Here is a 7,374-nt window from a genome sequence, read left to right as displayed (position 1 = left end):
GGGAACTTACAGCGGCAAATAAGTTAACTGCTGGCCGATTGGTTAGCAAAATTGCTGAACATTGGTGCTTCCAACCATTAACGGTAACTTAGCCGATCAATAGAGTTTCATGAGAAGGTCATCGGGAAGTTTATCTCCCGAAATCACTATCAACGGCTTTGATAAATTACCCAAGTTGGCTGATAAGGGTCTTGTTTTGGTTGTTAGAATTGCTTGCTGCTTTGTTAGTGAGAGTTTTATAAAACCAGGTAGAATAAATGCCTGTTAATTCTGCAAGATTATTAAATAAAGTTCTGATGCTTGGTTATTGGTTATTGGTTATTGGTTTTCTGATTTTCATATCTTTTAGTTTTGCAGTGTACTAATTCAAAATATTTAGGAGGTGGTGAGGTGGATTTAAATCCTATTCAGGCTGCATTATATACATGGCATATTAATTCTGATAAAGGTTTCTTGAATTTATTGAAAAAGACCGGGAATGCTATTGGGGCATTTTTTACTGCCATTTTTGGGAGGTTTACAGTTTCTGAATTCGAGCAGGATAACTATCTCAGCGTTGATTGGCGGAAAAATACCTATCCCGGTAAGGCGATGTGCGATAAAAAAATTAGCGAACGAGTGGTAACGCTGGCTGATAACATAAATCAAATAGGTAGAGTAGAAGATCCTGGAATAACCAGTATTGCTTCTAAAACGCCCTTTAATAATTCCCAGAGGCATGTATATCAACCCTCAGTAGTTAATAGAAATGAAGTTCAACATGTAGAAGATGTTTCAGAAGAAAAAAGACGAGAAAGTTCAAGTTTAAATAATGAGCCAGAATCCGTACCGTTTAAATCTGAGTCTGTGGGTGGTACTGATCTTGTAGCTGATCCTGAACTCAAGAGTGAACAGGGCAGTCAGGAACAAACGTCGATAGCTGCAATACCGTTTAAATCTGAGTCTGTGGGTGTTACTGATTTTGTAGCTGATCCTGAACTCAAGAGTGAACAGGGCAGTCAGGAACAAACGTCGATAGCTGCAATTCTACCGTCTTTGAGTACAACGCCATCTGTTATGCCGGGGGTGCTTAATACATCGCCCGTGAGTGTCCAGGCAGTGCAGCAGGGTTCCCGTTCTCTGCGTGCTGTCTTCGGTGGGAAAGGTATGTTTCTGCAACATATGAGTGCAAATGGTATCCCTGTACCTAAATTCCGCTTGGTGAGTATTCCTGACATTCTCTTGCTGGAAAAAGCCGGTTTTGCGCAAAGCTTACTGCCAGAGGCTCTCTCGTCGATTGAATTGCCGAGTGCACAGGGTATCGTGAGTCTCGACCAGTTAAAAGAACGAATCGCCCGTATTACCAACCCTGAAGAGCAAGACCGGTTGCTGAAAGCATTGTCCGGATTTCTGGAAAGCGATGCTTTTTATAATGCCATTAAAAACCATTCAACGGCTTATATCATGCGGAACCGTTTCAAAGCTCTGTGTGCAGATCATCCGGAGCAGAAGGTTATTATCCGAAGCTCTGGTGCAAAAGAAGATGATTATGGTGATGCCCAGGCCGGTAAATACGAATCTTATGTGCATGGTGCTGATGACGTCGTGCAAACCTGTTTAAAGGTCATGGCCTCCGGCTACCGTCCCGAAGTCTGCAAAAATGGCATGCCAACAACATTATCCCTGGTGATGCAGCACTGTGTTGATTGCCAGTTTGGTGGTGTTGCCATGAGTTACACCAGCTTAAAAGATAACCGTATGCAGATTGAGTATGTTCCCGGACAGCCCAAGGGTGCTGTTTCCGGACTTGGTGGTTTAACGCCCCATCGATACACTATTACCCGAAAAAATCATCAGCCTGCCTTGGAACATATACGTGGTGACGTTGCCCAGGCCTTTTATCTTGAGAATCAGGGGGGAAATGAAGCTATTGAACGGCTAACTGACCTGCCTCCTTCTGAGGAGAAAACGCTTCCGGAGCCAACAGCAAAAGCACTGTATGAGATCATGGTAAAACTGGAAAACCTGTTGCAATGCCCGGTGGATGTAGAATTTGGGGTTAACCGACAGAATCAGGTGCAAATCTTGCAGGTCAGACCGGTGACCCGGTTGCAGGGCGGTGCTCAGTTCTCAGTTGGTGTCCCCTCTGCAGCAATAGTCAAAGGCACGTTAGTCAGTGAAGGGCTTTGTAAAGGCCCGGTAGTATTGGTCAAGGTTGGCGACAACCCGGAAAACATCCCGGACAATGCCATTATCGTTGCCCACCATGGTGAAGACTGGATGTTGGCACCGGACGTTCTGGGCAAAGTCAGTGGCTTTGTATTTGAAAAAGGAGGAACGGGAGATCATGTGGCCATTACGCTTCGGCAGGCGGGTAAACCCTGCTTTATTGCTGATGATAAACCCGTCATTGTGGATGGAAACATCGCGACTCTGGCTTGCGGCGAATTTAATGGTCAGTCCGGTGGTTTTTTGCTGAGTGGTGAACAGGCTTATGAGCATTACCAGGCAAATTCATTGCCAGCCGCTTCTGCTGACTTCAGTGCAGCAATAGCAAGAACAACTCGCTGGCAGCCTACCCGTTGTGATGAAAAGAGGGTTGATCACCAATTTAAGTGGCTTAACGGGCAGAATACCCGTTTGCTGCAATATTTTGACCGGGATGCTTTGATAAACCGGTGTCTCTCACCAGAAGGTGCGGTTCTGATCAGTATGTCCCCGCAGAGGCATCAGATATTACGCTCACTTAACGATGAGGTTTCACACTTCCTTTCAGATACGGATGCCCTGTTACAAGGGTATGGCGACTATCTGAATGAAGGTTCGAAAGGAGAGGAAACGCCACCAAAAATTAAATCGTATCTTCAAAATCTGGAGACGCTGAAAACTCGCTCAGGTGAGATCAAAGCAAAGGTTAATACCGGGTTAGACAGGATCACCAAAGGGCTTCTGGATGGTAATGAACTGCTGCAAAAAACCGGTGACTTCAGCCAGTGGCAAACGGATTGTCAGGACTTAAAGAACAGTCTGCAAGCTCTGTCCCAACCTCGTACAGCGGATCAGGTGCGTTCGATTCACGATACGGTTTTTCTGGTACATAAAAGCTTTGTGGATATTCTGGCAGAGGTTGCCAATGGTTCAGGGCATGGTGAGGTTGTGAAGAAGTCGAATCGTGTCACTTTCGTGAATTTCAACACCCCGGGGATGACGCAGTTATTGGATGACCAATGCGCCAGCGCACTGGAAAACTACGGAGACCATAATACCGTTCTGAACATGGATGGAATCAGCATTATCAGCACCGATATTAATTATCATAAAGGTGTCATTGAGTTAATTGACAAAGGGGCAGGTAGTCAGGGAAGGCTGATGCGTGTGCGGATGATAGACAATTTTAAAGACACCAACACACACTATGAAGGTAAGTTCAAACGGTTTCTCTGGCTGGCGTTGTTATTGAACAGTATCGGTAAGCAGAACTCATCTCAGGGTGTGCAGATAAAGCTCAATGAAGAGATGGGTGAGATTGTTGTTGAAGTGAATAACATTCCTGACATTGAACGTATGAGGCAGCAATTAATTGCAGCGATGACGGTTATGGATAGCAGCACTAACAAAGATAATAGTTTCTGTTTCGTCACCGAAGGCTTAGCCTCTGTTCAAGACTTTCCAGCACTCAGAACTTATCTCAATCGTATTCAAGATGCGAATAGTCGGCTCATGAGTAAAGCATTAATCTTTAGTGAGACGTTGATGTGGCCAGAAGGTAACTTTACCAAATTTCTTGAAGTTTTTTTCCCCGAAGGCAGTGATGAAGTTAAGCTGATCCATTTTGCTCAAAAAGTTAGAAAGCTGGACAGAGACAAGGCTTTTGTTGTTGACTCTGAACAATCGTTTCAGCGAGATGCGGAACAAATCCGCTTTTTATTGATAGAAAAGCCAGAGAAGGTGCTGGACTCTGTAAGGCAGTATTCCGATTGGCTTGAGAATAAAGAGCAGGCATTACCTTTGGTCACCTTGAATGGGAAATTGCTGGAACACTTGTCTCCGTCATTGAAAAAAGACCGGGATATTGTAATGGCGGCAGCCACTCACGCCCCTGCAGCGTTGAAACATGGTGATAAAGCTTTCTGGAATGATCGTGAAATATTGTCTGCAGCGGCTCATGCTAATTCAATGGAATATTCAGTTAATTGTCAAAAGCTGAGCAGAAATGCCATGTTAGAATTGTTCAATTTACCTGTGGATGGCAAATTCAAATTCTTTACGCCATTTGATATGAAGCCGTATTCAAAAGACGCTGAAATCATGCTGGCGGGTATAAAACACAACGTTGGTTATCTGAGAGATGCAGCTGAATCGTTAACAGGCGATACGGACTTTATGAAAAAGGCAATCCAGATCAATGTTTGGGCATATAGTTATGCATCAGATCGTATTAAGTGTGATCCGTCTATTGCTGCCATGGCGTTACAACTCTCCAATAGCAGAATTGAGGACCTTTACGATGATGTTCCCGAAGCTTTAAAGCAAAGACCAGAAATCAAGACCCAATATATTGAAGGCCTGCAGCGATGCCTTGAACAAGTTGAGTACTGAATGCGCAACTTTAAATGAATCTGATTATAGGAGATCCGTGCAACAAAAATTCGAACTGAAACAAGAGATAGTGAAAGCTTTAACTCAAAAACCACCGGCTAAAGCCGGTGGGTTAGATTTACGGACTGAAAGTCCGGATACGCGTCCAAGACGCGTTAGTATTCAGTCCTGAAGCTATCATCTACTTTGGGCTCAAAATGATGATCCAGATACTCCTTGATCATCTCTTCAGTCACCTTTCCCGATGTGACACAAAAATAGCCTCTTGCCCAAAAATGCCTTCCCCAGTATCGCTTCTTCAAATCAGGGAAACTTTCAAAACAATCTTGTAGACGACCTTCCTTTGACCCTCCTCATTATTTCACTCGGAGCCATATTCGGAGGCGCTGACACAAACAGATGTACATGATCCTTACTAATCACTCCCTTAAGAATCTCTATCTCAAATGCCTGGCACGTTTCTCTTATCAGCTCCCTGGCTCTTAAGCCAACATCTCCCTTGAGCACCTGATACCGGTACTTCGTGACAAACACAAAGTGGTACTGAATATTAAATACTGTGTGACTGCCATACCTGTAGTCCATCGCAGAACCTCTACATCCAGATAACTGCGACAAAATATCATAGCTAAAGCTGACCGGCTAAAGCCGGTGGTTTTAACCTTACGAAAGACTAATAAAGCTCTTCCCTATCCAGATTTTAATGGGGTGCTCCGCCTGATTGATGTATGAATTATGTGCGCGAAGTCTTGCTTGCCTAAGGGGCATAAATACTGCTGGTTCTACTGATGATATGTGCCTATATAAAGCACATAAAGTGCTTGATCCCTTGAGTAACGTGACTTTTCAAGGAGTTACATTATTCAGGCTGAGCACCCTTTTAATGAACCTTTATTGCCTTCCACTGAAGTATGACGATAGACAACATCAAAATAATACCGACCCAGTAAAGGCCAAAAGGATTAAATAGCAGTATTGGCAGACTTGCCGTGGACAGAAGTCGCTCAATAATAGAAAGCCGTGTCAGCAAGTATCCCTCTATCGCCATGGCCATTCCGACAATAACCGACAGCGTCTGAATAGCTGAGATAATCAATTCCAAGGAATCATCAGAGGTATTGATCAACCCGGTGTATGCCATCATCAACGGAATCACAAACAGTCCAGCGGCAAGCTTAAACGCTTCTATTGATGACTTCATTGGGTTGGCGTTGGCAACACCTGCACCGGCAAAGGCTGCAAGGGCAATGGGCGGCGTGACATTAGAAGTCTGAGATAACCAGAAAATAATCAAGTGTGATGTCAGCAATGGCAAGCCAAAATCACCCAGCAGTGGCACCGCGATAACTGCCAGCACAATATAGGCGGCAGTGACGGGTAATCCCATTCCCAGAATCAATGCGACGAGACTGATCAGTAGCAGAGCAGTAAACAGATATCCGCCAGAGAGTGCAGTGACAAATTGGGTGAATTGCAGTCCTATTCCTGTTTGACCCACGACACCGACAATAATACCCGCAGCACCGCAGGCAGCCGAAATAGGCAATGCCAGTAGTGCCCCTGACTTCATGCCTTCTATTATTTGACGAGCATTGACTCTGCTGTGTTTGCGTAAGGCCGCTGTAATAAGAATAGATGCACAACCAGCGACGCCTACCAGCAAAGGTGAATAGCCCATCATCAACAATGTTGTGATTAAGGCTAATGGAATCAGGAAATGCGCTCCCTGTTTCATGACCTGCAATACTGCTTCAGTGCGGTTGATGGTTTTGAGTTCCAGTTTGCATGCCATGATATGCACGTAGAGAAGTGTGCAGAAAAAGTAGAGCAAGGCAGGAATAATCGAGGCGATCATAATGTCGCTATAGGGAATACCCGTGAACTGAGCCATAACAAAGGCGCCAGCTCCCATGATGGGTGGCATGATCTGTCCACCAGTGGAGGCAGCTGCTTCAATACCTGCAGCCTGTTCCGGGCGATAACCCAGTTTTTTCATCATAGGGATTGTGATGGAACCGGTGGTCACCGTATTGGCAATGGCTGAGCCAGAAATCGAACCAAGGCCTGCGGAGGCAATGACTGCTGCTTTTGCCGGGCCACCTCGATACTTGCCGGCGATGGCAAAAGCCAGATCAATAAAGAATTTTCCGGCACCAGTGACTTCTAAAAAAGCACCAAATAACACAAAGATAAATACGGTGGTGGCGGCAATACCCAGAGCTGAACCGAAGATACCGTTACTGGAGAATATCTGAAACTGAACCAACTCCTGCAAACTGTAGGCTTTGGTAGCCAATGCGCCGGGCAGCATATCGCCAAAAGCGCTGTAGAGAAGAAAAATGGTGGCAATAATCACCATCACCCAACCAACGGTTCTACGACAGGCTTCAAGTAATAATGCGGTGAAGGCAATCCCGGCAATCAGGTCGATGGTCGTGAGCCCAAATAGCAGGTAGTTAATATCGTTGTAGTCAAACTGAACAATTCGATAGCCGGCAAAAACGGCAAGAGCACTCAGGGAAAGATCAATCGTTCGAGATATTGCGAATGACCAGCGTTGATTGGCAGGAGCCGCAATGCTCACTAAAGGGTAGTGAATAAAAATCAACACCATCACCCAGGTTAGATGAACAGGGCGGAAGTAGGTGGCTGATATGGTGGACGTAATACCTTGCCAGATTTGAAACACTGACAGGGAAACAGCCAGAGCCAACAATAAACGGCTCAATATAAAATAGCCTGAGTTTTGATCAAACCTGTTCATAAATGCTTACGCCGGAAGTTTTGACCGGCAAC

The 7,374-nt window shown here is 45.1% G+C and carries 2 protein-coding genes and 1 pseudogene; 1 reads left to right on the top strand and 2 read right to left on the bottom strand.

The features are described 5' to 3' along the window. Nucleotides 1-390: 390 nt before the first annotated feature. On the top strand, nucleotides 391-4,578 hold the full coding sequence (locus AKL11_RS15560; RefSeq protein ID WP_067519074.1) for a PEP/pyruvate-binding domain-containing protein: 4,188 nt from the start codon (nucleotides 391-393) through the stop codon (nucleotides 4,576-4,578). A gap of 155 nt (nucleotides 4,579-4,733) precedes the next feature. Here AKL11_RS15560 and tnpA read toward each other — a convergent pair. Further along, a pseudogene (gene tnpA / locus AKL11_RS15555) lies at nucleotides 4,734-5,163 on the bottom strand (IS200/IS605 family transposase). Between the two features lie 295 nt (nucleotides 5,164-5,458). Further along, on the bottom strand, nucleotides 5,459-7,342 hold the full coding sequence (locus AKL11_RS15550; protein WP_067519072.1) for a TRAP transporter permease: 1,884 nt from the start codon (nucleotides 7,340-7,342) through the stop codon (nucleotides 5,459-5,461). Between the last annotated feature and the right edge of the window lie 32 nt (nucleotides 7,343-7,374).

This window comes from Endozoicomonas ascidiicola (genome assembly GCF_001646945.1).
GTDB lineage: Bacteria > Pseudomonadota > Gammaproteobacteria > Pseudomonadales > Endozoicomonadaceae > Endozoicomonas > Endozoicomonas ascidiicola.
This window is presented reverse-complemented; position numbering and strand designations above follow the sequence as displayed.

Coding starts and splice junctions, on each gene's coding strand:
- AKL11_RS15550 (WP_067519072.1), bottom strand. CDS start 7,342: ATGAACAGGTTTGATCAAAACTCAGGCTATTTTATATTGAGCCGTTTA.